This is a genomic window from Lysinibacillus sp. NPDC096382 (genome assembly GCF_044762845.1).
GTDB lineage: Bacteria > Bacillota > Bacilli > Bacillales_A > Planococcaceae > Lysinibacillus.
In genome coordinates, this window is sequence record NZ_JBIWFC010000003.1 from 129,776 (window position 1) to 156,359 (window position 26,584).

General features: G+C 36.7%; 26 protein-coding genes. 23 read left to right on the forward strand and 3 right to left on the reverse strand.

Going from position 1 to position 26,584, the window contains the following annotated elements:
- Positions 1 to 186: 186 nt before the first annotated feature.
- The 9 genes from ACIQZA_RS06920 (at position 187) to ACIQZA_RS06960 (ending at position 8,235) form a co-directional block, all read left to right on the forward strand.
- Complete coding sequence (locus ACIQZA_RS06920; RefSeq protein ID WP_400936447.1) at positions 187 to 351, forward strand: hypothetical protein; 165 nt, start codon at positions 187 to 189, stop codon at positions 349 to 351.
- Positions 352 to 465: 114 nt separating this feature from the next.
- Positions 466 to 2,127: a BC_2427 family protein gene (locus ACIQZA_RS06925; protein ID WP_402880940.1), complete on the forward strand. Its 1,662-nt coding sequence runs from the start codon at positions 466 to 468 to the stop codon at positions 2,125 to 2,127.
- Between the two features lie 136 nt (positions 2,128 to 2,263).
- Positions 2,264 to 3,049 (forward strand): CsxC family protein, encoded by a 786-nt coding sequence (locus ACIQZA_RS06930; RefSeq protein WP_400936443.1) that lies wholly within the window; start codon positions 2,264 to 2,266, stop codon positions 3,047 to 3,049.
- 457 nt (positions 3,050 to 3,506) lie between these two features.
- Positions 3,507 to 4,856, forward strand: coding sequence for a tRNA (N(6)-L-threonylcarbamoyladenosine(37)-C(2))-methylthiotransferase MtaB (mtaB, locus tag ACIQZA_RS06935; protein WP_400936441.1), 1,350 nt, complete (start codon positions 3,507 to 3,509; stop codon positions 4,854 to 4,856).
- A 187-nt stretch (positions 4,857 to 5,043) separates the two neighbouring features.
- Positions 5,044 to 5,715, forward strand: coding sequence for a deoxyribose-phosphate aldolase (deoC, locus tag ACIQZA_RS06940; protein ID WP_400936439.1), 672 nt, complete (start codon positions 5,044 to 5,046; stop codon positions 5,713 to 5,715).
- A gap of 672 nt (positions 5,716 to 6,387) precedes the next feature.
- The gene (locus tag ACIQZA_RS06945; protein WP_400936437.1) at positions 6,388 to 6,873 is read left to right on the forward strand and encodes a DedA family protein; all 486 of its coding nucleotides are present in this window, start codon (positions 6,388 to 6,390) and stop codon (positions 6,871 to 6,873) included.
- 193 nt (positions 6,874 to 7,066) lie between these two features.
- Positions 7,067 to 7,294 carry a spore coat associated protein CotJA gene (locus ACIQZA_RS06950; protein WP_142509871.1) on the forward strand — a complete coding sequence of 76 codons (228 nt, stop codon included), beginning with the start codon at positions 7,067 to 7,069 and terminating at the stop codon, positions 7,292 to 7,294.
- Positions 7,287 to 7,550, forward strand: coding sequence for a spore coat protein CotJB (locus ACIQZA_RS06955; protein WP_134018446.1), 264 nt, complete (start codon positions 7,287 to 7,289; stop codon positions 7,548 to 7,550). The genes ACIQZA_RS06950 and ACIQZA_RS06955 overlap by 8 nt, the downstream gene beginning before the upstream one ends.
- Before the next feature lie 115 nt (positions 7,551 to 7,665).
- Complete coding sequence (locus tag ACIQZA_RS06960; protein WP_053484665.1) at positions 7,666 to 8,235, forward strand: manganese catalase family protein; 570 nt, start codon at positions 7,666 to 7,668, stop codon at positions 8,233 to 8,235.
- Positions 8,236 to 8,582: 347 nt separating this feature from the next.
- On the opposite strand, the gene ACIQZA_RS06965 is transcribed toward ACIQZA_RS06960, so the two are convergent.
- Together ACIQZA_RS06965 and ACIQZA_RS06970 are read right to left on the reverse strand one after the other, a co-directional pair.
- A complete protein-coding gene (locus ACIQZA_RS06965; protein WP_402880934.1) occupies positions 8,583 to 9,239 on the reverse strand; it encodes a potassium channel family protein in 657 nt (218 codons plus the stop codon).
- Between the two features lie 25 nt (positions 9,240 to 9,264).
- On the reverse strand, positions 9,265 to 10,602 hold the full coding sequence (locus ACIQZA_RS06970) for a TrkH family potassium uptake protein (RefSeq protein WP_402880931.1): 1,338 nt from the start codon (positions 10,600 to 10,602) through the stop codon (positions 9,265 to 9,267).
- Positions 10,603 to 11,087: 485 nt separating this feature from the next.
- Between ACIQZA_RS06970 and rpsU the strand changes: the two genes are divergently transcribed.
- The 13 genes from rpsU to recO all read left to right on the forward strand — a co-directional run bounded on the left by rpsU (position 11,088) and on the right by recO (position 22,616).
- Positions 11,088 to 11,261, forward strand: coding sequence for a 30S ribosomal protein S21 (gene rpsU, locus ACIQZA_RS06975; RefSeq protein ID WP_004227078.1), 174 nt, complete (start codon positions 11,088 to 11,090; stop codon positions 11,259 to 11,261).
- A gap of 311 nt (positions 11,262 to 11,572) precedes the next feature.
- On the forward strand, positions 11,573 to 12,901 hold the full coding sequence (locus ACIQZA_RS06980; RefSeq protein ID WP_400936431.1) for an NfeD family protein: 1,329 nt from the start codon (positions 11,573 to 11,575) through the stop codon (positions 12,899 to 12,901).
- A 3-nt stretch (positions 12,902 to 12,904) separates the two neighbouring features.
- Positions 12,905 to 13,909 carry a flotillin-like protein FloA gene (floA, locus tag ACIQZA_RS06985; RefSeq protein ID WP_402880928.1) on the forward strand — a complete coding sequence of 335 codons (1,005 nt, stop codon included), beginning with the start codon at positions 12,905 to 12,907 and terminating at the stop codon, positions 13,907 to 13,909.
- A gap of 26 nt (positions 13,910 to 13,935) precedes the next feature.
- A complete protein-coding gene (locus tag ACIQZA_RS06990; protein ID WP_402880926.1) occupies positions 13,936 to 14,418 on the forward strand; it encodes a hypothetical protein in 483 nt (160 codons plus the stop codon).
- Positions 14,419 to 14,472: 54 nt separating this feature from the next.
- Positions 14,473 to 14,733, forward strand: coding sequence for a hypothetical protein (locus ACIQZA_RS06995; protein ID WP_049663771.1), 261 nt, complete (start codon positions 14,473 to 14,475; stop codon positions 14,731 to 14,733).
- Positions 14,723 to 15,841, forward strand: coding sequence for a sporulation protein YqfD (locus ACIQZA_RS07000; protein WP_142509864.1), 1,119 nt, complete (start codon positions 14,723 to 14,725; stop codon positions 15,839 to 15,841). Before ACIQZA_RS06995 ends, ACIQZA_RS07000 begins: the two co-directional genes overlap by 11 nt.
- 2 nt (positions 15,842 to 15,843) lie before the next feature.
- On the forward strand, positions 15,844 to 16,800 hold the full coding sequence (locus tag ACIQZA_RS07005; protein WP_142509863.1) for a PhoH family protein: 957 nt from the start codon (positions 15,844 to 15,846) through the stop codon (positions 16,798 to 16,800).
- Between the two features lie 254 nt (positions 16,801 to 17,054).
- On the forward strand, positions 17,055 to 19,178 hold the full coding sequence (locus ACIQZA_RS07010; RefSeq protein WP_400936426.1) for an HD family phosphohydrolase: 2,124 nt from the start codon (positions 17,055 to 17,057) through the stop codon (positions 19,176 to 19,178).
- Between the two features lie 8 nt (positions 19,179 to 19,186).
- The gene (gene ybeY, locus ACIQZA_RS07015; protein WP_142509861.1) at positions 19,187 to 19,660 is read left to right on the forward strand and encodes an rRNA maturation RNase YbeY; all 474 of its coding nucleotides are present in this window, start codon (positions 19,187 to 19,189) and stop codon (positions 19,658 to 19,660) included.
- Positions 19,661 to 20,011, forward strand: coding sequence for a diacylglycerol kinase family protein (locus ACIQZA_RS07020; protein WP_400936424.1), 351 nt, complete (start codon positions 19,661 to 19,663; stop codon positions 20,009 to 20,011).
- 106 nt (positions 20,012 to 20,117) lie between these two features.
- Positions 20,118 to 20,531, forward strand: coding sequence for a cytidine deaminase (locus ACIQZA_RS07025; protein ID WP_142509859.1), 414 nt, complete (start codon positions 20,118 to 20,120; stop codon positions 20,529 to 20,531).
- Positions 20,518 to 21,435, forward strand: coding sequence for a GTPase Era (gene era, locus ACIQZA_RS07030; protein ID WP_402880923.1), 918 nt, complete (start codon positions 20,518 to 20,520; stop codon positions 21,433 to 21,435). The genes ACIQZA_RS07025 and era overlap by 14 nt, the downstream gene beginning before the upstream one ends.
- A gap of 386 nt (positions 21,436 to 21,821) precedes the next feature.
- Positions 21,822 to 22,616, forward strand: a complete 795-nt coding sequence (recO, locus tag ACIQZA_RS07035) for a DNA repair protein RecO (RefSeq protein ID WP_400936420.1) — start codon at positions 21,822 to 21,824, stop codon at positions 22,614 to 22,616.
- A gap of 40 nt (positions 22,617 to 22,656) precedes the next feature.
- Here the strand turns inward: recO and ACIQZA_RS07040 are convergent, their stop codons facing one another.
- A complete protein-coding gene (locus ACIQZA_RS07040; RefSeq protein WP_402880920.1) occupies positions 22,657 to 24,078 on the reverse strand; it encodes an S-layer homology domain-containing protein in 1,422 nt (473 codons plus the stop codon).
- Between the two features lie 710 nt (positions 24,079 to 24,788).
- On the opposite strand from ACIQZA_RS07040, the gene ACIQZA_RS07045 reads away from it, so the two are divergent.
- The gene (locus ACIQZA_RS07045) at positions 24,789 to 26,534 is read left to right on the forward strand and encodes an HD-GYP domain-containing protein (protein WP_402880917.1); all 1,746 of its coding nucleotides are present in this window, start codon (positions 24,789 to 24,791) and stop codon (positions 26,532 to 26,534) included.
- Positions 26,535 to 26,584 lie beyond the last annotated feature (50 nt).

Sequence of the window (26,584 nt, forward strand, 5' to 3'; positions counted from 1 at the left end):
TAATTGAGTTGAAAACAAAATAGTGGATAGATAAAATTTTGGGTGCGATCGTCTCTCAAACACATGGGTATCTTAATTGCTACCTGAAATTTGGAAAAGTACTCTGTGACAAAAGTAAAAATAAAGCATAAAATGGATTGTAATTAGTGCAATACCTAGATCAAAATAAAAGTAGCTCATAATCGTTTGACAATATTTTTAAAAAAGGGACATTCATTAAAAGCTTTACACATCTATAAATATATTCGAGCAAAAATAGAAGAAAAAGTGTTTAGCTGTTATCAAACATTAAAAGAAATGAAAAGGGCAGTTTTACCAATCCCTATTCATCATGGCAACGTAAGTAAATGAAAACGGGTTATTCGTGAGTTTTTCCCTGAAGAAAACGATTTTGAACATGTTTCTCTTATCGTAGGATTTTATGGATCAAATGTTTCACAATAAACATTATTTGGGAGTGAACGAATGCAAACTCCATGGATTAACTATAAAGTGATGAAAGAGATAAGTTCCGAACAAAAATATAATTGTCAAATTGAACCCATCGAAATGGATCAAGCATCGCAACAGAATTCTCCTTATTCCGATTTTATAAATGATTTCCTTGATGTGGAAAAAGAAAGTGAATTCAGCCTTGCATCACATGTAGATTCCAATTGTGAACTACTCACTCCTTTTGAAACGAATGTAGGGGATGAAATGGATAATCCTCTTGATACAGACGATGTAGAAGAAACCAAGCCCGTGGAAGAACAGAATGATGTATCTCCTCTAGATTTCAATCGTGAAAAACTTATTCCTTTTGAAACGAATGTAGGGGGTGAAATGAATAATCCTCTTGATACAGAAGAAGCAGATGAAACCATGCCTGTGGAAGAACGGGATTTTGTAGCCCAACTAGATTCCAACTATGAACTATCTATTCCTTTTGAAACGAATGTAGGGGGTGAAATGAATGATCCCCTTGATTCAGAAGATACAGATGAGACCAAGCCCATGGAAGAGCAGAATTTTGTAGCTTGTTTAGATTCCGTCATTCCTCCTGAAACTAATATAGAGGATAAAATGAATGATCCTCTTAATATAGAAGACGCAGAAGAAACCAAACCTTTGGAAGAACAGGATTTTGCATCTCCTCTAGATTTCGATTGTGAACTACCTAATCCTTCTGAAACGAATGTAGGGGATAAAATGAATGATTCCCTTGATTCAGACGATGCAGAAGAAACCAAGCCTGTAGAAGAACAGGATTTTACAAACCGAATAGACTTCAAACGTGAAACTTGTAGTCCTTCTGAATCCGATGCTGGGAAGAAAAATATTGATTCAGAAGAGATGGAGAATAACAATTTTACAGATCGTGTTCATGCATTTCCTGGGTCAGTACAAGGGGAAGTATATTCTAAAACCAAAAAAAGCCCATTCTCTACTCACGTAGAAATTGATGATTTTCTTCATGCTCCTATCTGTGGGGAGGCTGTTAAAAATACATTTGATTTTCTTGATCCAAACAATCATCTTACTCCGCAATTTGAAACCAAACTATTTAGTACTACAACGAATTATCCTGAACAACCTGATTGTCGTTTGGTTCACTCAAAAATTAATCAAATTACATTTTTAATGAAAACTGATACTTATGATAAAAATAATCAGGAGAGTAATCCGTCTAAATCAGTTGTTGTTCCCTTACATAACACACCATCAACTAAAAAAGGAGAAATCGATTATCACACTTACAGTTCCGGTGACTTTATGCACATTAGAGCGCCAGTTGTAGTAGGGGAATATAAAATAGAAATATGCCTTGAAGAGAAGATCCTATTTGAAAAAGGAATTGAGGGGGTTAAAGATATCTTGAATGAGGTAGTATTAACCAATTGTAGATTCGTTCCTAATCAATTTTCTCAATCATTAGGTAATGGGACATGTTCAGCATTGAGGGGGAATTTATTTATTGAAGGTTATATTCATCAGAGTATTGAATATACAGCATCCCGCATTGGGAAAGCAGTACCTGCACAAAATGATTCATTAATTCATTCAAATCAAATGTGTCAAAACATAGTATTAGAAATAATCATTCATTTGCTACAAGCACAAAAAATTCGAGTGCCTAAGATCTAAAGGATACTTAAGCATATATCTCTGCTCAAAAAACTCTTTTTAAAAAAACTAGTGTAAATGTCCATATATGGATTAAATCCCTACATATTCTAGCGATATGAGTACTCTCATAAAAAAAATGAAAAGAGGGAACATTTTGAGTGATCAATTAGATAATCAAGTTAATCACGTTAGTAAAGCCGAACCTTGTCCAGTGGCATCAACTGAACAAATACCATTAACTAGTGCTATTACTCCAGTAATCGCTACACCGGTTACGGCTCCAACTATTAAAGTTCCAGTTGTACTTGCTGAACCAACAGTTCAAATCGTTGTGGAGTCGGATATTTCGCTCACTCCTGCAGCAACTGAAATCAAAAGAGTGAAAAAAAATGTATTCTTAAATCAAGTTAAATTAGTACCGGTTAGCTTTGCGCGTATTGACAACACTGACTTTTTTGCGGTAACAAGAGCTAAATTATTTGTAGCAGGACATATTCGCAAAAATATAGAATATGCTTCATCTGCATGTAATGGGGCACTTCGTGATAGAATTGCCGATGTTCAGTTTTCTGGTTTTACAGACCTTACTTTCCCACAAACACCTGGAGGCCCTACTCCGATCTTAGGAATTTCCGAGTTTGCCGAAGCGAACTTCCTTAATGAAAAAACGCAAATGGATGCTCGATTGGATAAGGCTTTCTTCCAAAACCTGGTGAAATATAATGAACAACCATTTGGCGAGTTAGTAGCTGCAAACTTCTTTGAACTTGATTTCTCACCAATTATGGCAGCACCAGAATGTACTTTCAGCACATTGCGTGAAAAAATTGTGCTGGAGCTTACTGTAAAAGTTCTGCAAGTTCAACAAGTCCGCCTTGGAGCTGGCACTAATGTAATAACTCCTGATCTTTTCGGACTTACTCCTCCTACTAGTCTATGATAATCTCTAGTTTTTAGAGGAGCAGAACAAATAAAGGTAGTTCTCTTTAAAAAATGTATTTGGAAAAACAACAACTATGTAATATTTAATGGGCACTAATAAAAATCCAATATTTGAGTAGGCAGTTGAATGTTAGGTTGCATCTAATTTTCAACTGCCTTTTTATAATTATATAACCAAAGGAATTGATTTCTTACATGGGTGTATTGAGGAGCTAGAGGGTTGTTAAATGATGTGGGGAATAGCAGGGCCTTAAAATAAAATGGGGCAAGAAGGATTTTGGTTTTAGTGGAACAGCCTATGAACAAGCAGGTACTCAATACTATAGTGCCTGTTTTTTTATTCAAAAAAATAAGCTTAGCCAAAAAGCTAGGCTCATTATATTTATTTGTGCTATTATAAGACACGTTAATAATTTTATTTATTGTAGTGTACTCTTGAAAGGATGATATATATTATGAGTAACGAGCGACCGAAAATCGTGAGTTTCCATACTCTAGGTTGTAAAGTGAATCATTATGAAACAGAAGCGATTTGGCAGCTATTTAAAGAAGAAGGCTATGAACGTACGGAGTTTGATCGTCAAGCAGACGTTTATGTCATTAATACATGTACAGTCACAAATACAGGGGATAAAAAATCACGTCAAGTTATCCGTCGTGCTATTCGTCAAAACCCAGACGCTGTCATTTGTGTAACAGGATGTTACGCTCAAACATCTCCAGCTGAAATTATGGCGATTCCTGGTGTTGACATTGTTGTAGGTACACAGGATCGTACAAAATTAATTGGCTACATAGACCAATATCTTACTGAACGCCAACCAATTAATGCTGTACGCAACATTATGAAAAATCGTGTTTATGAGGAATTAGATGTGCCAGCATTTACAGACCGTACACGTGCATCTTTAAAAATCCAAGAAGGCTGTAATAACTTCTGTACGTTTTGTATTATTCCATGGGCACGTGGGTTAATGCGTTCTCGAGATCCTCAAGAAGTATTGAACCAAGCTCAACAATTAGTGGATGCAGGGTATCTTGAAATTGTTCTAACTGGTATTCATACAGGTGGCTATGGACAAGACTTAAAAGATTACAATTTAGCTCAGCTATTACGTGATTTAGAGGCAAATGTGAAAGGCTTAAAACGTCTTCGAATCTCTTCGATTGAGGCAAGTCAATTAACAGATGAAGTGATTGAAGTTTTACGCGAATCAAAAATCGTAGTTAATCACTTACACATTCCAATCCAATCTGGCTCTAATACAGTTTTAAAACGTATGCGTCGTAAGTATACAATGGAGTTTTTCGGTGAACGCTTAACTAAACTACATGAAGCTTTACCAGACTTAGCTGTCACTTCTGACGTAATCGTAGGTTTCCCAGGAGAAACTGAGGAAGAGTTCATGGAAACATATAACTTTATACGTGATCATAAGTTTTCTGAATTACACGTATTCCCGTTTTCTCCACGTACAGGTACACCAGCAGCGCGTATGGAGGATCAAATTGACGAGGATATTAAAAACGAACGTGTTCACCGATTAATCGCATTAAATGACCAATTAGCAAAGGAATATGCTTCTCGCTTTGAAGATCGAGTACTAGAAGTAATTCCTGAAGAATTCGTGCATGATGGAAGTAATGAAGAAGGGCTTTTAACGGGCTACACAGATAATTACTTAAAAGTAGTCTTTGAAGGTCCTGAAAGCCTAATCGGTCAGCTTGTAAAGGTGAAAATTATTCAAGCTGGATATCCACATTCTAAAGGACAATTTGTTCGTGTTTTAGAAACTGTAAAATAAAAATAGTGTAACTATGAAGAGAAACACCGTTCGAACTTTGGACGGTGTTTTACTTTTTTGATTAAAGAGATGGCGTATTTATCTTATAGAAATCCCTTACTATAAAAGAAATTAGACGGAAACGTTAAAAAATGTTATGATGCCAAAGAGGTACGTACAACTTGTTGGTAGAGGAGAGTTTATAAAAATGGAACAAAATTTTGCGCGTATGATTGATCACACATTATTAAAGGCTGAAGCAACAAAAGAGCAAATCGAAAAATTATGTGCGGAGGCAAAACAATTTAACTTTGCTTCTGTTTGTGTAAATCCAACTTGGGTAAATTATAGCAGCGAGCTTTTACAAGGCTCAGAGGTCTTAGTTTGCACTGTAATTGGCTTCCCTTTAGGTGCTAACACGTCAGCTGTTAAAGCATTCGAGGCGAAAGATGCGATTGCTAACGGTGCTAAAGAGGTAGACATGGTTATCAATATCGGTGCGTTAAAGGATAAAAACTATGATCTTGTGCAAGCGGATATTGCTGCAGTTGTTGAAGCGGCGAAAGGCAATGCACTTGTTAAAGTAATTATTGAATCTTGCCTTTTAACTGACGAAGAAAAAGTAATAGCATGTGAGTTAGCTGTGGCAGCAGGTGCTGATTATGTGAAAACATCAACTGGTTTTTCTACTGGAGGCGCAACAGCAGAAGATATTGCATTAATGCGTAAAACAGTAGGCCCAGATTTAGGTGTAAAAGCCTCTGGCGGTGTCAGAAGCTTAGAGGATATGAAAAAGATGATTGAGGCTGGAGCAACTCGTATCGGAGCAAGCTCTGGTGTTGCTATTATGAACGGATTAATTGCAGATTCTAATTATTAATAGTAATGAAAAATACTTATTGGTAAGTTATGGGGCTGTTCGTTATGGACTAGCCCCCTATACATTTAGAATTTAAAAACCCCATTAACCCCCACGATTAAAATCCTTCAACAATTTATAACAAATATTTAATCAATCGATCTATTGTCATTATTTCATCCATATCCCCCTCTTTTTAACTTATAGTAGATGATGTATTATTGAGAGTAATTGCAAAAATGTATAGGGAGGAATATGATAAATTTTAGGTTTTACAATAAAGTTTTTATAGATAAAAAAATATTGTAATTGGACTGATAAATTTTTTCTTTATAAGAACATTGTATAGGTACAAACCGACTTCTTACATAACTTAGTAACATAAAGTATCGTAAAATGAACGGGTCAATCATTTGTTAACTACTATATTTTCGTCTGAGTTGCCTCTCAAATTTTTAACTTCTTTCAACAAATGTTTTGGCAGCGAAAGCGAAGCATCAGCTGCAAAAGTCTCCCACTTCTATAGGTGATGAGATAATGTGGAATTAAGTTACTTTTCAGCGGGTGTACAAACATCTGCTATTATGCCAAGGTATTATTGATTAATCATCCCGGTGTTTTAATAAGCAAAAATGGGGTAATATAGATATTTGATAAAAGTAACGAATTGTATTAAAAAAGGAGAAACTATCTGTGGAATTCATAAGCAGTTTTATAAGTCAATATGGATATATTGCTATATTTTTACTTTTATCTTTAGGGATAATTGGCTTACCTGTCCCAGATGAAATCTTGATGACGTTTGTGGGATTTATGTGTCAAGAGGGGCATTTAAACTATCTATTGAGTATACTTTTAAGTTTTCTAGGCTCATCTACTGGTATGATCATTAGCTATTTAATTGGTAATAAATTAGGGAAACCTATACTATTAAAATATGGGAAATGGATTGGTCTCAATAATAAACGGTTCATTAAAGTTGAACGATGGTTTCATCGTTTTGGACCATGGACAATAATTATCGGATATTATGTTCCAGGTATTAGACATGTTACAAGTTACATGTCTGGAATAACTCAGATGAACTTTAGGACTTATCTTGCTTTCGCTTGTTTTGGAGCTTTGACATGGGTCATTATTTTTATTTCTATAGGATATTTTCTTGGTATAACTATATAAAAATGCATAATAGGTACAAAAAACAGCTCGCGTTTTTCGAAATGCGAGCTACTTTTGTGTTCTTTGTACGCGAGTGATTACCAATTTTGTTTTGTGATGTGACTTCCTCCAGATCAAAACTCTACTTTGAATAAAAAATTCATCTACCTCATATACTCCACTGATGTAAATTGATTACAGAAGGGAGGATACAATGTTCACTCAATATAAATATTGGAAGCCTTTTATTAGCCCATTCGATCCATGTCCACCTATAAGGGTTAAAAGTTTTGCTACACCACCCCAATTGTATATGAGTTTTCAACCGCCTGGGCTACCACAATATCAAACCCCTCAAGAAGCCCTTAGATCCGGCACATTATGGCCTCAATTATTTAGCCCCTATCCAAATCCCCAAAAAGGAGGGATGAAGAATGAGTAAAGAGATGCCACCAGAATTTTATAAGCTACTTGAAGAAATACAAGCAATTGATTTTGTAATAGTGGAATTAAATCTTTATTTAGATACTCATCCTCACGATTATGATGCTATCCAGCAATTTAATGAAAACACTGAAATAAGCATGCGACTTAAGGTTGAATTTGAGCAAAAATTTGGTCCGCTTATGAATTTTGGGAGAAGTTATTCAAATTATCCTTTTAATTGGGTAGATACACCTTGGCCATGGCAAGTTTAACTTTATCAGCATTTTGGTAGCGAAAGCGAAGCGGCAGCTACAAATGTTTTGGTTACGTTCCGAATGCAATTTATGCCTAGGTATAATTGATTATGAGTAACTAGGAGGAATTTTTTTGTGGTATTACGAAAAGAAGCTCCAGTATCCAGTAAGGGTGAGTACATGTAACCCAATGCTAGCTAAGTATTTAATTGAGCAGTATGGTGGTGCGGATGGAGAATTAGCAGCGGCACTTCGATATATGAATCAGCGCTATACTATTCCTGATAAAGTGGTTGGTTTATTGACAGATATAGCTACAGAGGAATTTTCTCACTTAGAAATGATTGCCACGATGGTTTATAAACTTACGAAGGATGCCACTCCAGAGATGCTGAAAGAGGCAGGTCTTGGAGAACATTATGCCAATCATGACAGAGCATTATTTTATCAGAATGCAGCTGGATCACCGTTTACGGCAACTTATATTCAGGCTAAAGGGGATCCGATTGCTGATTTGTACGAGGATATTGCAGCTGAAGAAAAGGCACGTGCGACATATCAGTGGATTATTGATTTATCAGATGACACAGACTTGAATGATAGCTTGAAATTTTTACGCGAACGAGAAATCGTCCATTCTCTACGTTTCAGAGAGGCGGTAGAGATTTTAAAAGACGATAGGGATAGCAAGAAAGTCTTTTAATTGCCTCCATCCATTATTTTCTGTAAACGACAGCAAATCGATAGGTACAAGTGTTTTCAGCGGAAGTTCAAACCGCTGCTGACATAGGAGAACTCAGTATAAGAATGCCACGTCCTGTGGAAAAAATCGTGCAAGGCTAAGCACAATGTCCACTCTAGACGCATTGTTTATCTAGGTGACAGCGGCAAATGTTTACTGCGCGAAAGCAAAGCGACAGCGGCAAATGTTTACTGCGCGAAAGCGAAGCGACAGCGGCAATTATGCAAAAGCATAATTGATAAAATATAGCAGGCTGTTTCAGGGGGAAATCACCTTTTGACGCAGCCTCTTTTAATTTATGCTTTTTTCTATTCAATATTTGAAAATACAGTGAGATCCTTTCTATGCCCAATCATAACTAATATATCTTTTTCCTTAATAATTTCATCTGGAGAGGGTAAAATGGTAATATTACCGTCTCGAATTATGGCGATAACACTGACATTATATTTAGCTCGAATGTCTAAATTCCGTAAATTATGGCCAGCCATTTTAGAAGGAATCATAATTTCCTCTATACTGTATTCTTTTGACAATTCAATGTAATTTAGCATATTCGGTGAAAGTAGCTGATTGGCTACACGTTCCCCCATATCTCTCTCAGGGTAAATAACCCATTCAGCACCTACCTTATCTAAAACTTGTCCATGTCTTTTTCCAAGAGCCTTTGCAATTATTTTTTTGATACCTAGCTCTTTTAATAAGGAAACAGTTAAAATACTTGATTGCATATCAATACCTATAGCAACAATGACACAATCGAAATTTCTTATCCCAATGGAGTTAAGAGCTTTTTCTTCTGTCGTATCGGCAACTACTGCATGTGTAACATATTGTTCGGCATCTTCAACTCTTTCCTCGTTAATATCGATTCCTAAAACTTCGTGCCCAGCTTCATACAACTTGCGTGCTACGCTAACTCCAAACCTACCAAGACCTATTACAGCATATTGTTTGATAGACATTGTACACATCGCTCCTTTATCATCGTTATCCAATCATAATATTTCCTTTTGGATGATGGAAAGCCTCTTTTTTCCGTCGATTTGTAATGGCAAAAGCAATTGTTAAAGGGCCTAATCTTCCGATAAACATCGTTAATATGATAAGAAGACGGCCACCAATTGATAGCTCGGGCGTTAGCCCCATTGAAAGTCCAGCTGTTCCAAATGCAGAAGTAGCCTCAAATAAATACATCATAAAACTATGACGTTGTTCAATGATACTTAAGACAATGGTAACAAGTACGACAATCATCATCCCACACATTGTGACTGTTAAAGCTTTTAAAATTGTTTCATGAACGATCCTACGTCTAAAAAGCACAACATCTTCTTGCCCTTTTAATTGAGACCACATCGTAGCAACTAAAACAGCAAAAGTCGTTATTTTAATACCACCAGCCGTTGATCCAGAACCGCCTCCGATGAACATTAGCCAAATGATTAAAAATAATGTTGAATGTGTTAAATCACTAATAGGAAGGGTATTAGAGCCAGCTGTTCTTGGTGTAACCGCTTGGTATAATGAACCAAGAATTTTGCCCCATCCAGATAGTTGCCCAAGGGTTTTACTATTTCCGTATTCAAATAAGAAAATTAAAAGTGTCGAGCCGACTGTTAAAATAAGCGTTGTCGTTAATACAATTTTTGTGTGCACTGAAAGTCGTTTCGTTTCACGGTATTCATATAGTTCATTTATAACAATAAACCCTAAGCCTCCAATCGTAATAAGTGCACAAATAGTTATTACTACGAATGGATCGTCTACGTACTCTGTTAAGCTCTTAAACCCACCCATTAAATCAAATCCTGCATTATTAAAATTCGATATGGCATGGAAAAATCCGAAATAAATGGCCTTACCTACTGGCATATCGAACGAAAAACGAATAGATAAAATGATACCACCTATAAATTCAATCAGTGCGGTAAATAACAGTATCCTTTTAACTAATTTAACTAGACCAGCAATTGAAATATTATTAAATGCTTCCTTTAACAAAAGCCTTTCTTTTAAAGAAATTTTTTTCCCCAATAGCAAAAATAATAACGTCGCGAACGTCATAAAGCCCAATCCGCCAATTTGGATAAGAAACAGAATAACTAATTCCCCAAATATCGAAAATGTATCACCGGTATCTACAACAACGAGTCCTGTTACACAGGTAGCAGAGGTCGCAGTAAATAAAGCATCTAAAAATGAAAGACCTTTACTATCGACCGTTGCAACGGGGAGCATTAACAAAAATGTTCCGATTGAAATGATGACGGCGAAGCCTAGCACAAGTATTTTTGGAGGATTTAATTTATTTTTAAATGTTTTCATGTTTATCTCCTCATTAAACCTTTCATTTAACTTCTTTCAGCAGGTGTCCAAACATCCGCTGAAATAGAACGCCACGCCCTGTGGCAATTTATCTACAAGTTGCTACCGCTGGGTTAGCACATTGCTTTCACGCAAAAACATCTGTAGCTGTCGCTTTGCTTTCGCTACAAAAAACATTTGCAGCTGTCGCTTTGCTTTCGCTACACAAAACATTTGCCGTTACGCTTTCGCGCACATCTGCAGGTCTAAGCTCAAAGCTAATTCCGGACGCAATTATGACGAGATATAATTGATCACTTTGTATGTTTATGGTGTCCAAAAGCAAGCTGAAAATTCTTAAGGTAATAAAACCAAAAATTCATCGGATTAATTCGTACACTTTCTATTGACCATTTTTAGACAATACGTTATAATTCTTTAGTACACAGCAAATGGTTATTTGCCTATTTGTGTATTGACGTGTGTTCGGAGGGAGGGAAAGAGAGATGTCAAAAACTGTCGTTCGCAAAAACGAATCGCTTGAAGATGCTCTTCGCCGCTTCAAACGTACTGTATCAAAAAGTGGTACAATTCAAGAAGTTAGAAAGCGCGAGTTCTACGAAAAACCTAGCGTAAAACGTAAAAAGAAATCAGAAGCTGCACGTAAACGTAAGTGGTAATTTAATTTCCCATTAAAAATCCCTACGTTCATAACACGCAATTGTATGATTCACTGAGCAGAAAAAGATATACCTGAAATTAATCGCATGTCGGTTAATTTCAGGTATTTTACTTTAAGCACTCAAATTTACGTACATATTGAAGAAGCCGAATGTGATCCCTGAGATTCATTCGGCTTTTATGTTATATTCTGATTGTATAAACGTAAATTAATAATTCACGGTATAATAAAATTATTAGGATTTTTGAAACTTTTCGGTTAGTCAGTCGTATATACAGAAGAGAAGCATGTTAGAAGGGAGGGAAAAAGATGCGGAGACGAAGAATCCTCAGTTATTTAATAGTTACTTGGATGACATTTTTGTTAGCGTTTCCATTAACGTCGGCTTTTGCAAGTAGTAAGGTCTACCACATACCTATTCATAATGAAGTAGAACGAGGACTTCACGCATTTTTAGAACGAGCTTTTAAAGAGGCGGAAGAAAACTATGCAGAGGCGATTATTTTAGATATTCATACGCCTGGCGGTTTCGTGAATGCAGCAGGTGATATTGCTATGCTAATGGATGCAACGGATATACGTAAGATTGCGTATATTAACAAAGACGCGCATTCTGCAGGTGCTTTTTTAGCCTTACATGCGGATGAAATCTATATGGTGCCAAATGGAACGATCGGGGCGGCTGCAGTAATTGATTCAGCAGGGAACGCAGCAGACTTAAAGGCTCATAGTGCATGGGTTGCTCAAATGGAGGCAGCTGCAGAATCGAAAGGTCGCGAATCAAAATATGCACGAGCAATGGCTGATGTATCTGTTGATTTACCAAAATTTCGAGCGGGAGAAGGGAATTTATTAACTTTATCGGCTTCTGAGGCAAAAGAAGTTGGATATTCAAATGGAACTGTTTCGAATTTCCAGGAACTTTTAAAAGAAGCGCAATTAAATGGGAGTGATATCGTTCCAGTTGAACCTACGTTTGCTGAAAAACTTGCTCGTTTTATTACGAATCCGATTATAGTTCCGATTTTATTGTCGATTGCAAGCTTGGGACTTGTAGTTGAGCTTTATTCGCCAGGTTTTGGTGTTCCAGGTATAATGGGATTGTCAGCACTTGGATTATTTTTCTTCGGTCATATGGTGGCGGGTTTGGCAGGTTATGAGACATTACTTTTGTTTATTGTAGGCTTAGCGCTTATTATAGCCGAGTTTTTTGTCCCCGGAGGTATTGTTGGTATTTTAGGTGGTGCGCTAATATTACTAAGTCTAATACTGGCAGGTGCAAACATGATGCAAATGATTATAGCGATTTTCATTGCGCTTGTTGTAGCGATAATAGGAATGGTGATCCTGATGAAATTTTTTGGTAAAAAATTGCATGTTTTAAACAAGCTAGTCTTGATGGATGCGACAACAACGGAAGAGGGCTATGTCTCTAACGTGAATCGCACAGAGCTGCTTGGAAAAGTGGGTAAAGTGATTACACCACTTCGTCCGGCGGGTACAATGTTATTTGGAAGTGAACGCATTGACGTAGTATCGGAAGGTGGCTATGTTGATGTTGAGAAACATGTAGAAGTTATTAAAGTAGAGGGCTCACGTATTGTTGTGAGACAAACAGAAAAAGAGATGGAGGAATAACAAATGGGTATTGATTTTGCTTTAATAGGTCCAATTGCGGGGCTAGTCTTATTATTCATTGTTCTCGCGGTATTCTTTACCTTTGTACCAGTGGCGCTGTGGATTTCTGCACTTGCTGCAGGTGTCCGCGTTAGTATTTTCACATTAATCGGTATGCGATTACGTCGTGTAATTCCATCACGAATTGTAAACCCATTAATTAAAGCACATAAAGCAGGTTTACCTGTGACGATTAATCAATTAGAAAGTCACTATTTAGCAGGTGGTAATGTTGACCGTGTAGTAAATGCGTTAATCGCAGCCCATCGTGCAAATATCGAGTTAACATTTGAACGTTGTGCGGCAATTGATTTAGCGGGGCGTGATGTATTAGAAGCTGTACAAATGTCTGTTAACCCGAAAGTCATTGAAACACCATTTATTGCGGGTGTTGCGATGAACGGGATCGAAGTAAAAGCGAAGGCACGTATTACAGTGCGCGCAAACATTGAACGTTTAGTCGGTGGTGCTGGTGAAGAAACGGTTATTGCCCGTGTAGGTGAGGGGATTGTTTCTACAATTGGTAGCGCCTCTAGTCATACGACAGTTCTTGAAAATCCTGATATGATTTCTCAAACTGTATTAGCAAAAGGCTTAGATTCTGGAACAGCATTTGAAATCTTATCGATCGATATTGCAGACGTTGATATCGGCAAAAACATTGGTGCTGAATTACAAATTGAACAAGCTCAGGCTGATAAAAACATCGCCCAAGCGAAAGCTGAAGAACGTCGTGCAATGGCTGTAGCGAACGAGCAAGAAATGATTGCACGCGTACAAGAGATGAAGGCAAAAGTAGTAGAAGCAGAAGCTGAAGTACCGCAGGCAATGGCCGAAGCTTTACGTTCGGGTAATCTTGGTATTATGGATTATATGAACTACCGTAACATTCAAGCAGATACAGCTATGAGAGACTCCATTTCTAAAGTAAGCTCAGATAAATCAGACAAAAATGAACCTAACGAATAAAAAACGGAAAGGAGCAGTACTAATAAGTGGAACAATTAATTATATTTGTGATCATTGCCATAGTCAGCTCTATTTTCGGTAAAGCAAAAAAGAAAGAACAAACACCAATGCCTCCTTTTAATAAGGATTCACATGTTGATCCACCTGTTAAAGCAGAGATGACACCAGAGCAACGACCTGCTTCTAAATCACAGAGCTTTGAGGATTTTGCACGTGAATTTTTAGGTGAATGGAAAAATGAACAGCCTAAAGTGGAAGAGCCGAAAAAAATTGTCGAAGAAACAGTGAATAAGGACATTCCAAGCTATGCAGCTCCACCGTTAATCCCAACTGACAAAGTGAGTCGTACTTCAAATCGAGAAAGTATCGGTCGTTTAGCAGCTGGGAAAAAAGCTGCGGGAGTAGCTGAATCGCAATCTGCTTTTCAATTACCAAAATCAAAAAAATCATTAATGCAGGCTGTTGTAATGGCAGAAGTTTTAGGTCCTCCAAAAGCAAAAAGAAAATAACTAGCATGTCCTCCTTTTTCGATGCATATATTGCCGAAGAAGGAGGCATTTTTTATGAGAAAACTATTTCAATTAACGCCACTACTTGAATTATTACAATATGATACATTAAAAATCATTGGCCCATATCGTTTTCTACATGCTGATGCTTCATCATGCTCTTTTATTTATGCAGACTATCATATTACTGTGCGTGGGAAATCAGTGGAAATTAATGCTCTTAAAGAAGAAATGCTTCATCTTTCTGTAGAGGATTTGCAGGAGCTTCATCTGAAAATGACAAAGGATATGGGTGTGAGCGATAATGTGGAATAATCGGCCGATTATCATACGTATAAAGCGCCATGAAAATGTTCATCCTTTTATTCAAGCATTGCATGCGCAACATGTGCCATTAAAGCGGATTGTCTTTCGTGAGCAAGAGGTTACTTTTGAAACAACGATGCATTATCTACCAAAGATACGCCGTGTACGTAGTCGATACCGACTTAAAGTGGCTATTTATTATGCAGATGAGCTTCAAGTTTTTCGAGCGCAGCTTTGGACTTTACTTGGTCTAACGTTGATGATGTTAATACCATTGCTATGTGCACAGGTTATTTGGCGTATTGATATTAAAGCGGCAACGCCTGAGTTAGAGGAACGTCTAGGAAAGACTTTTCAAGATACATTTCAGCTAGAAACACCCATTTCTAAAAAAGACTTACCCTCAGATGCTGTCATTCGTCAGAAGCTATTAGAAGGGCATCGAGATCTTTCGTGGGTGCATATTGAAAAGCATGGTGGACGTGTAACTTTACGGCCTCAGGAATCCCCGAAACAAACTAAACAAACGAATGAGAAACTAGCGACGCATTTAGTGGCAACAAAAAGTGGTGTTATTACTAATTTTAATATTCAAAATGGTGAACGGAAAATTGCAGTTAACGATACTGCTTACGAAGGTGATGTTCTTGTAAGTGGCGTAATTGAAAGTGGCGAAGATCAAGTTTTTGTTGGGGCAAAGGGAGAGGTCTACGCTGATTATTGGCTCGAATGTTCTTTTAAAATTCCGACAAAGCTAACGATGGAAACGCTACAACAGAAGCAGTGGCGTGTATTAGTGAAAGGCATTCATCAAGAAAAAGAAAAAGTTGACTATGTGCAAAAGAAAGATATACCAAGCTGGCTCGATCAGTATGTGTCAATTGTTGAAGAGCAGTACACTAAAAAAGTGCAAGTGGAGCTTGATGAATCCAAAATAGATTCACTGCTCTTACCATTACTTCATGAAAAGGTAATACGTTCATTACCTGCGAAAACGGTTATCAAAAAAGAAAACCTTTTACAGGTAAAGTGGGGGAATGGTACAGTTGAAGGGAAAGTTCTATTTTTAGTCAATGAAAACATTGCCAGTCCAATACAAGGCCCACAAGGAGAATGATTATGTCAGAACATTTAACTGTATTACAAGTGGATAATCCAAACGAAGCGGTTATGCTACTCGGAATTTCCGATGCAAATATGAAGTTAATCGAAGAGGCACTACAAGTCCACATTATTACACGTGGTGAACAAATTCAGCTTGCTGGTGAAGAGGATGCAAAGGAACAAGCGACATTCCTTTTACATGCTCTTCTAAAGGTCATTCGTAAAGGAATTAATATTGATCAGCGTGATGTTGCAACTGCTATTGAAATGACACAAAAAGGAACGATTGAATATTTTGCAGAACTTTATGATGAAGAAATTGCACGCACGACGAAAGGAAAGCCTATTCGTGCAAAAACAATCGGTCAACGTGAATACATACAAGCAATCCGTCATAAAGACGTTGTTTTTGGTATCGGTCCAGCTGGTACTGGGAAAACGTATTTAGCGGTAGTCATGGCAACGCAGGCGCTAAAAAATGGGCACGTTAAGCGTATTATTTTAACACGCCCTGCAGTAGAAGCAGGAGAGTCTCTAGGCTTTCTTCCGGGGGATTTGAAGGAAAAGGTAGATCCTTATTTACGACCTCTTTATGACGCTTTAAACGATATTTACGGGACAGAACAAACGCAAAGACTTATTGAACGAGGTACAATCGAAATTGCACCTTTAGCATATATGCGCGGCCGTACTTTAGACGATGCCTTTGTTATTTTAGATGAAGCTCAAAATACAACACATCAGCAAATGAAGATGTTTTTAACGCGACTAGGCTTTGGCTCAAAAATGGTCATTACCGGCGATAAAACACAAATTGACCTCCCGAAAAACACGGAATCTGGGTTAATCGTAGCAGAACGTACGCTAAAGTATGTAAAATCCATACATTTCCAAATTTTAGAACAAGGCGATGTTGTACGCCACCCAATCGTAGCAAAAATCATCAAAGCCTACGAAGAACAGCAACTTTAATAGGACCGCTAGCGGTCCTATTAAAGTCTGCACCGAAAGTGAAGTGAAACGGAACGACAGGTGCAACTGAGTTTTAGAAAGTCTGCACCGAAAGCGACTGATTTAAAATTTAACAAGCATGAAAATACTTGGAAAATGGAAAAATTTGTGACAGCTATACAAATTGTATAGCTGTTTTTTTGCTTTCTTATACATTTTTCGGGAAAAATGTTTTTTGAATTGGTATGATAGTAGATAGATAGAGGAGGTGCCGGATGGAGAAACAATTAAAAAAATTTACAGAACTTATTGGCTTCCGCTACTTTTTAATTGTCGTTCTCATCTTAACAGGAGCCCTACAATTTGCTTTTATGTATGGCAATGTTAAAGGTGTTACATATGATTTTAAACCATTACAACTAGCGCCTGAAACAGTACGATCTACTAAAACGATAGAAGATACTTATAAAACACAACAGGAACGAGAAAAAGCAGCGAATGCGGTTGCGCCAGTCTATCAATTTTCTGCGGATGTTGCTAAGCAGCGAGCTGCGATTGTAACGTCTTTATTTGACTATGTTCTCGACGTAAAGGCGGATGTTGAGAGTAGCAAAGAACCTATTCCGATTGACGACCAAGTGACGAAGCTCCGCAAAAAGTTTGAATCCATAGATTCAGAGCAAATGCCAATTATCTTTACTGATTCACAGCTAGAAGGATTGTTAGTACAAAGTGAAGCAGATTTAAAAAGAACAAGTACGCAACTTTCAAAATCTGTGCAGGAATATTTGCAAAAATCTATTCGATCAGAAAATGTATTTGCGGGTCAAAATGATTTTGAGACAAAAATTCGTGGACAACGTGGCTATCCAGATAAAATATTTAATACGGTAGTTTTAATTGGACGGACGAGTATTATCGAAAACGAGACGGTAAACGAAGAACAAACGAAAATTCGAAAGGATCAAGCGAAGGAATCGGTTGAACCAACTCGAATTCTTCAAGGGCAAATCATCGTACAGGAAGGTCAAATTATTGATAATGAGGCATTTCGTCAATTAGAACTTCTAGGTATGGTGAGTAATAAGGCATCGTTGAAACCGATTGCAGGGCTGATTATATTAATACTTTTGGAAATGACGTTCATGTTTGTTTTATTTGAACGTTGGGATACAGATGAGCACAAGAAACGTAATGCCTTGTTGGTGACAGTAATTGTTTATGGTTTATCCATCTTACTGATGAAATTTATAAGCCTAGTTTCTGGTGGCTTCGATGTTACGGTTGCCTTCCTTTTCCCAACAGCTTTGGCAACAATGCTTGTACGGCTATTAGTGAATGATCGTGCTGCAGTACTTATTACGGTTATGACAGCGGCGTCTGCGGGTGTTATTTTTCAAGAGGGCTATTCATCTGTTATGCAGATGGAAATTACACTGTATATCATTTTTGGAGGCTTTGCGAGCTTATTCTTTTTGGGTAGTATGGAAAAGCGTTCGCATATTCTACATGCTGTAGGTGTTATAGGGCTAGTAAATATGTCGTTTATCGCATTTTATTTACTAATGACACAATCTACTTACGGTTTGTCAGAGTTATTGTATTACTTTATAGCGGCATTGATATCAGCTCTATTATCAGGTGCTCTTACAATGGGTCTTTTACCATTCTTTGAATCAGCATTTAGTTTATTGTCGTCGTTGCGTTTAATTGAATTATCGAACCCAAACCATCCGTTGCTAAAAAAATTACTAATGGAGGCTCCAGGAACATATCATCATAGTGTAATGGTGGCGAACTTAGCGGAGGCAGCATGTGAGGAAATTGGAGCAGATGGATTACTGGCTCGTGTAGGATGCTATTATCATGATATTGGCAAAACGAAGCGTCCTGCCTTTTTCATCGAGAATCAAATGTCTGGTATTAACCCACATGATTCATTGCCCCCAGAAAAAAGCGCGGAAATTATAATCGCACATACAACTGACGGAGCTCAAATGCTAAAACGTTATAAGATGCCACAGGAAATTATCGATATTGCCTTGCAGCATCACGGATCTAGTCTGTTAAAGTTCTTCTACTTTAAAGCGAAGGAAGAAGGAAAATGTTTAGCTGATGATACAAAGTACAGATATCCAGGTCCGAAGCCACAAACGAAGGAAGCGGCAGTGATTAGCGTTGCAGATAGCGTTGAGGCTGCAGTTCGATCGATGAAGGAACCGAATGCAGAGAAAATTCAAAAGTTGGTACGCGCAATTATTGATGATCGAGTACAAGACAATCAATTTGATGAATGCGATATTTCAATAAAAGAGTTAAAATGTATAGAGCGAGTACTTTGTGAAACGTTGAATGGAATTTTCCACTCACGAATTGAATATCCAAAGGCAGATAAGTAGGAGGATCTATGATTTTAACAATTGATTTTACAGATGAAACAAATGAAGTGGCTGCTGAGCATATGGAGCTTGTTGAAAAGCTTTTGCAGCATGCTGCGAAAATAGAGAATATTGAGCCGGAAACAGAAGTGTCAGTAACGTTTGTTACAAATGATGCGATTCAAGAAATCAACCGAGAATATCGTGACAAGGATCAACCGACAGATGTTATTTCTTTTGCCTTGGAGGAGTTAGGTGAGGGAGAAATAGAAGTAACATTTGAAGGGATGCCCCGTGTGTTAGGAGATATTATAATTTCAACAGATCGTACAAAAGAACAAGCAGAAGAATATGGGCATACGTTTGAGCGAGAATTAGGCTTTTTAGCGGTTCACGGTTTCTTACATCTACTTGGCTATGATCATATGGTGCCAGAAGATGAAAAGGTAATGTTCGGTAAGCAGGATGAGATTTTACAATCTTTCGGCTTAGGACGAGAATAAATGAATGTTCGCAAATTCGTACGCTCTTTTGGGTATGCCTATAAAGGTATCATTACAGCCTGTACCGAGCAAAATTTCAAGTCCCACTTGCTAAGTGCAGGAATAGTTTTGATTGCTGGCTATTTTACGGATTTATCACATATAGAATGGTATATAGTGTTGCTATTAATAGCACTAATGTTAGTACTTGAAATGATTAATACTGCAATTGAACGAGTAGTGGATTTAGCTTCACCTAACATCCATCCGCTTGCTAAGCAGGCTAAAGATCTTGCAGCAGGCGCAGTACTTGTATTTGCGATATTCAGTGCTATAATCGGATTACTCATATTTATACCGAAATGGTTTTGATATTACAAAAAATTATTAATCGGTCATGAAGTAGTAACAGTTGTGCTGAAGAAATATGATTTATTCAATTACGCCAAGGCGAAATTGATTTGTAGAGGTGAACATAATGACAATTGATATGCATGCATTACTAGAAGAATCAAAAAAAGCGCGTGAAAAGGCTTATGTACCTTATTCAAAATTTAAAGTTGGCGCGGCGATTTTAACGAAAAATGGAGAGGTTATTCATGGTTGCAATATTGAAAATGCTGGCTATAGTATGACCAATTGTGCTGAACGTACAGCCTTTTTCAAAGCTGTGTCAGAAGGTATTTATGATTTTGAGGCGATCGCTATTGTAGCTGATACAGATGGGCCATGTGCGCCATGCGGGGCTTGTCGTCAAGTGATGATGGAATTTTGCAAACCATCTATGCCTGTATATTTAACAAACTTAAAAGGTGATGTCACGGTAACGTCTGTAGGCGAATTACTACCGTTTGCATTCACAACGGAGGATTTAGAGAATGCTGGAAAATAACAAGGGCTATAAGTCAGGTTTTATCTCCATAATCGGTCGACCAAATGTAGGGAAATCAACATTTTTAAACCGTGTTATAGGTCAAAAAATTGCGATTATGAGTGATAAACCACAAACAACACGAAATAAAGTACAAGGTGTACTAACAACAAATGATAGCCAAATGATTTTTATAGATACACCAGGAATTCACAAGCCAAAACATAAGCTAGGGGATTTTATGTTAAAGGTTTCTAAAAATACTTTGCGTGAAGTGGATGTTATTATGTTCATGGTAAATGCAGAGCAGAAACTTGGGAAGGGTGACGAATTTATCCTTGAAATGTTGGCGGGTAATCCAACGCCTGTCTTCCTAGTAATTAATAAAATCGATCAAATTCATCCTGATGAATTAATGGGGATTATTGAAAGTTACAAAGAGCGTTATGACTTTGCTGAAATAGTTCCGATTTCTGCATTACAAGGGAATAATGTTGAAAATTTATTAGCAACATTAGCGAAGTATTTACCAGAAGGCCCACAATATTACCCAGCAGATCAAGTAACAGATCATCCTGAGCGTTTTATTATTTCAGAGTTAATTCGTGAAAAAGTGTTACATTTAACGCGTGAAGAAATACCCCACTCCATTGCTGTTGTTATTGATAAAATTCGCCGTGATGAAGAAAATGAAGATAAAATTCGTGTAGCAGCAACAATTATCGTGGAAAGGGATTCTCAAAAAGGGATTGTCATTGGTAAACGTGGAGCGCTATTAAAAGAAGTAGGTATACGTGCAAGAAAAGATATTGAAATGCTTCTTGGTTCAAAAGTATATTTAGAGCTTTGGGTAAAGGTACAAAAGGATTGGCGAAATAAATCAACACATTTACGTGACTTCGGTTTCCGTGATGATGAATATTAATAGGAAAAGCTGTTAAGTTCCAAAGCAACTTACCAACATTCCTGTTTGTCGCTGTAGTTTTAAATGGAGCTGTCCAATAATTATTGGAGAGCTCTATTTTCACTTCTTTCAGCAAGTTTTTTGTAGCGAAAGCAAAGTGTCAGCTACAGGTATTTGGACACCGCTGAAATAGAGGAACTCTGGTTAAGGACGCCACATCTTGTGGCAATTTATCTGCGCGAAAGCGAAACGACTGTGCAACACATGATTGAGTGACCAACATCGTGTTGCTGTCGCTACGTTAGCACTGCGCTAGCGCACAAAAAACATTTGTTGTCCTAAAGTCTCCGGACGCAATTATGCCGAGGCATAATTGATTGCGAAGCTTGTAGAAAGGAGGAGGATCGATGCTTCATAAATGGGAAGGAATTGTCCTAAAGGTGCGTGCCTATGGAGAATCAAATAAAATTGTAACATTACTAACAAGAGAAGCAGGAAAGGTTGCAACAATGGCTCGAGGAGCGAAGAAGCCTTCCAGTAGGTTAGCATCTGTGACACAGCCATTTACGTATGGCATGTTTATGGTACAGCATCATACCGGTATGGGGACATTGCAACAAGGAGAGCATCTAAATTCAATGCGTCATATTCGTGAGGATATAATGGCAACGGCCTATGCAAGTTATATAATGGAACTTGTCGAACGTGTAGTAGAAGAGGGGAAACCAGAGCCACTTGCATTTGATGTGCTCCTTCAAGCATTACAAGCAATTGAGGAAGGTTACGACCCGGAGGCCATTACATTGTTCGTTGAATGGAAAATGCTACCCTATACAGGTGTGCAGCCTATATTACATGCTTGTGCTACTTGTGGAGCAGTAGACGGTGAATTTGCATTTTCTTTTGTGCAGGGAGGTTTTTTGTGTCATCGTTGTTATCATCATGATCCTTATATCATTCGATTAACACCGACTCAGCTTAAGCTTATCCGAATGTTCTATACTGTACCGATTGACCAAATTGGGAAATTAGAATTAAAAAAGGAAACCAAATATTTTATTAAAAAAATAATTACAACCATTTACGAAGAACAAACAGGAATTCGTTTTAAGACTAAAAAATTTATTGAACAGCTTGAAAGAACGCCTGAATTTCAGTTAAGAACGAGTACTGATCAAGAAAAAACGCCAGAAGACCAATAATATTGATCTTCTGGCATTTTACTTTTTACATTACAATATATTAATATTCTTCTGGATCTTCCATGAACTCGTAAGAAGCAACCCATTTATTAGCGATTTTTAGAAAATCAATATATAGATAAGCAGTTTCACCATTTTTACCTGTTATATGTAAAATAGATGTACCTTCTGCTAATGGTGTAACATTTACTTTCTTATCCTTTATTGTCGCTTTCACAGCTGCTGGCTCAGAATTAAATTTTTCTAAGGCAACATGTGTTGGCTCGAACGATAGATCGCTACTTGAAAACGTTAACTCATCTGTAACTTGATACAAATCAATACTACGCACGAAATCATATGTATTGACATCAGCAGCCATTGTTTGTTGTTGAGTACCATTAGTGAAAGTAAGCAAATATTGACCATTTTTAAAGATAGAAAGTGTAGCAGAATTATTCGTTGATTTAAAATTATATAATTCAGGAGATAAAGCTTGACCATCTGCAGTTTGAATACTTACCTTAGTAGGAACAAATTTTAAATTACTTTCCATTAAGTTGAGCGGTAAGTTTTCTGCATAATCCTCTTCTTTCACTTTTTGAAGCATTGTTTGTAGCTTTCCGTTTACTTTCTTCACATTTACTAAGTAATAGACATCGATAAATTCTTCCGTATCTTCTTTAAAGCCCGTAATAACTAATTTTCCTGTACCTTCTTTTAGCGGTTTAATTGTAATGGACTCTGTCATATAATCTTCTTCATCTTCAACCCATGTAAAGATATCCTCTGCAGGATTAATGCCGCCATAAGAAGCAAAGATATAGTCTTGCTTAAATTGGCTAGCAAAAACTGTGACGTTGCCTTGAGCTTTTTCAGCACGTACAACAAAAAGTGCTAACTGGGAGCGTTTTACATTAGTTTGTGGTCCGAAGGTAGTAGGCGTTGTACCTATTGTAATGCTATTGGCAAAAAGTGTTTTTATATATGGTTCGTATTCGCTACCTTCGTTGACATCATCAAAAGGAATGTAAATGCCGTTTGTAATTGGTAATTTAAAACCTTTCACAATCATTTTTGACATTTGTCCACGTGTAATATTTTTAGTTGGGTTGAAATAGCCATTGGTTCCGCTAATAATACCTGCATTTGCTAAAGCAGCAATCGCGCCATAATTTGCGTCGCCGGGTTTTATATCCTTAAAATTTGGATTTTTTACATGAACCGTATCTAGCTTTAACATACCAGCTAAAATTTTCGCAGCTTGTGTACGAGTAATTGAATTCTCAGGTTTAAAAGTGCCATCGGGGTAGCCTGATATAATGCCACGTTGAGCTAAGTTAATAATAGCTTGACCTTCTTCAGATGACACATTTTTCACATCGGAGAATACCGATGCAGCATGTGCTGGGGGTGCAATGACAATAGCGCTTGTTGCTAGTGCTGATGCCATTGCGATGTGATAAAAACGATTGCTTTTCAAAAAAATTCCTCCAAAGTACATAAAAAATTTATAGCTAGGACCATCCTGTTAAATAGGTTGGAATCTCTATGGATTGTTAAATTATTGTTATTTAACATTTAAGATTAACTATAATACTTTATTTATATCAAAATGATGAAGATGAGAATAGAGGGAATTATATGATGTTAAAAATTAACATGGATAAAATACTTGTTCATCAACGAGTAATGGCTATTATTTCCTTATCGACTGGGACGTATTTTATTGAATGGTATATAGGATTTTTGGGTGATGAGATAGTAATGTGAGATTTTTGCTAGTAATATTAGGACAAAATGAGTATTTTTTTGTAATTTACAGAAAATATTATTTGTGATATAAATTTAACTATAAATTATAAAAATGCGCTTTTAGTTCTATTGTATAGGATTTTATATCTTTTTTATTGTTGTTAATAGCTGTTGTTAAAAGAATAAGTTAGATATAAATTACTAATTTTGGAATGGTTTTTAATATAAACATAGTAGTAACTATTCATTTGTATACCATAAACTAGTTGAAAAGGCATTTTAATCTATGATATTGTAAATAATATAGATGATATTTAACTTCTTTCAGCGTAAGTCCAAACATCCGTTGAAAGAAGTTAAAGCCTCCAGACGCAATTATGCCGAGGCATAATTGATGAACAACGCAGTCTATCGAAGAAGGAGGGAGTCACATGATGCTTGGATATTGCATATGTGGCAGAAAATATGCTAAGAAAAGTGACGTTAAGTATTGATGAAGTTGAAGCCAATGATATTTTAGCTGAAGATATTTTTTCTGATTATCGTTTACTCGCTAAAAAAGATTTAGTTTTAACGGAACGAATTATTGCTTTACTTAAGCTTAGAAAAGTAGACGAACTATCTGTCTATTTACCAACTAATTCAGTCCGAATTGTTCATGATTTAAGTATGCAGCATACAAGGGATTGCTGGGATATATTTGCACCACTTATCGATAAAAAGGATGAGGTAGATGAGTATAAAGATAAGGTGAATAACCTTTTTATGACTACATTAGAGAATGTTGTGCATGAGTTGCGCTATGGTCAAATTTTAAAAAGTATCCAAGATACTACTTATGTACAAGGTGTTTTTGAACAAATTTTAGAAAAAAAACATCGCTATGAATTACTTATGCGATTAAAGGAATGGGATGAGTATTCTTTTGTTCATTCGTTTGATGTTTTCGTTTTAGGTACTATCTTTGCACGTTATTTAGGTTTAACGGATATTGTAACGTTAGCAAGGGGCTATTTGTTCCATGATATTGGGAAGGTGTTTATCCCGCAAGAAATATTAAATTTAAAACGAAAATTATCAGAAGATGAGTTTGACATTGTTAAAACTCATACGACTAAAGGTTACGAGTTGCTCATAGAAAATGGGGAAGAGGATATTGCCTATTTAGCACGTGATCATCATGAACGCTTTGCCGGTAAAGGTTATCCGAATCAGCTTTGTGAGGATGATATGCGTGAGGGAGTTCAATTACTGCAAATAATAGATGTTTATTCAGCTATGACATCAAAGCGTGTATATCATTCGGGATATGCTGCAACAGATGCATTAGCTGTTTTATATCGTGATCGACATTTATATAACGAGAAATTTATGCACAAATTTGTAGAGTGCTTAAGGATTTATCCTGTCAACTCGGTCGTTCAATTATCTGATAATCGAAGTGCACAAGTAGAACTTGTCTATGATTTATTCCCAACGTTACCTAAAGTTAAGTTGTTGGATGAACAAAAGTCAATGATTTTACCTTTAAATTATAATGTGAAAATTGCGAAAATGATTGATTATCGTGCTAACAGCTTTGAAGAAATTTTTAATTTATTTATAGAACAATTAATTCGTTGTGACGAAAATGGCTTAAGAGTCTACTTTAATAAATTAATAGATCATTTACATCCTAAAGAAATTATTTTAAAAATATTTTTACCTGCCTTTCGAATTCTACGTTTATTAACAAGGGAGATTCAAATAGATTTGAAAAAATATAGGAACTCTATTACTATATTAAAGAAACTATTAGAAGAGCAATTACATATATTGTATATGGATTATCAGCATGAGAAAACAACAGTATTAGTTGTGGAAACTTCACTACGTGAAAATTTCTTTATAAAACTTGTGCAAAGTATTTTGTATATTGATAAAATTGTGCCGTTCTTTATTAATCCAGATGATGACCAGAGCATTACGCAATTAATGGAACATTGTAACGTAAATGTAGCTTACTTTATTGGGGAAGAGCTGACAGCTGATAAGAGAGTTCGCCCGATGCGAGAAGGAACATTCCTTTTTTATTCGCTTGTAGATATTGAGGAACTACTTATAAGCTTAGTAGGCATGAATATGAAAAAGTTTTCATTTGAGGAGAAGATGCAAGAGCGCTTGTTTTCATTATTAAAGACATAATAAGAGGGAGTCGCTTAAAATGCGACTCCCTCTTTATATACTGATGAATT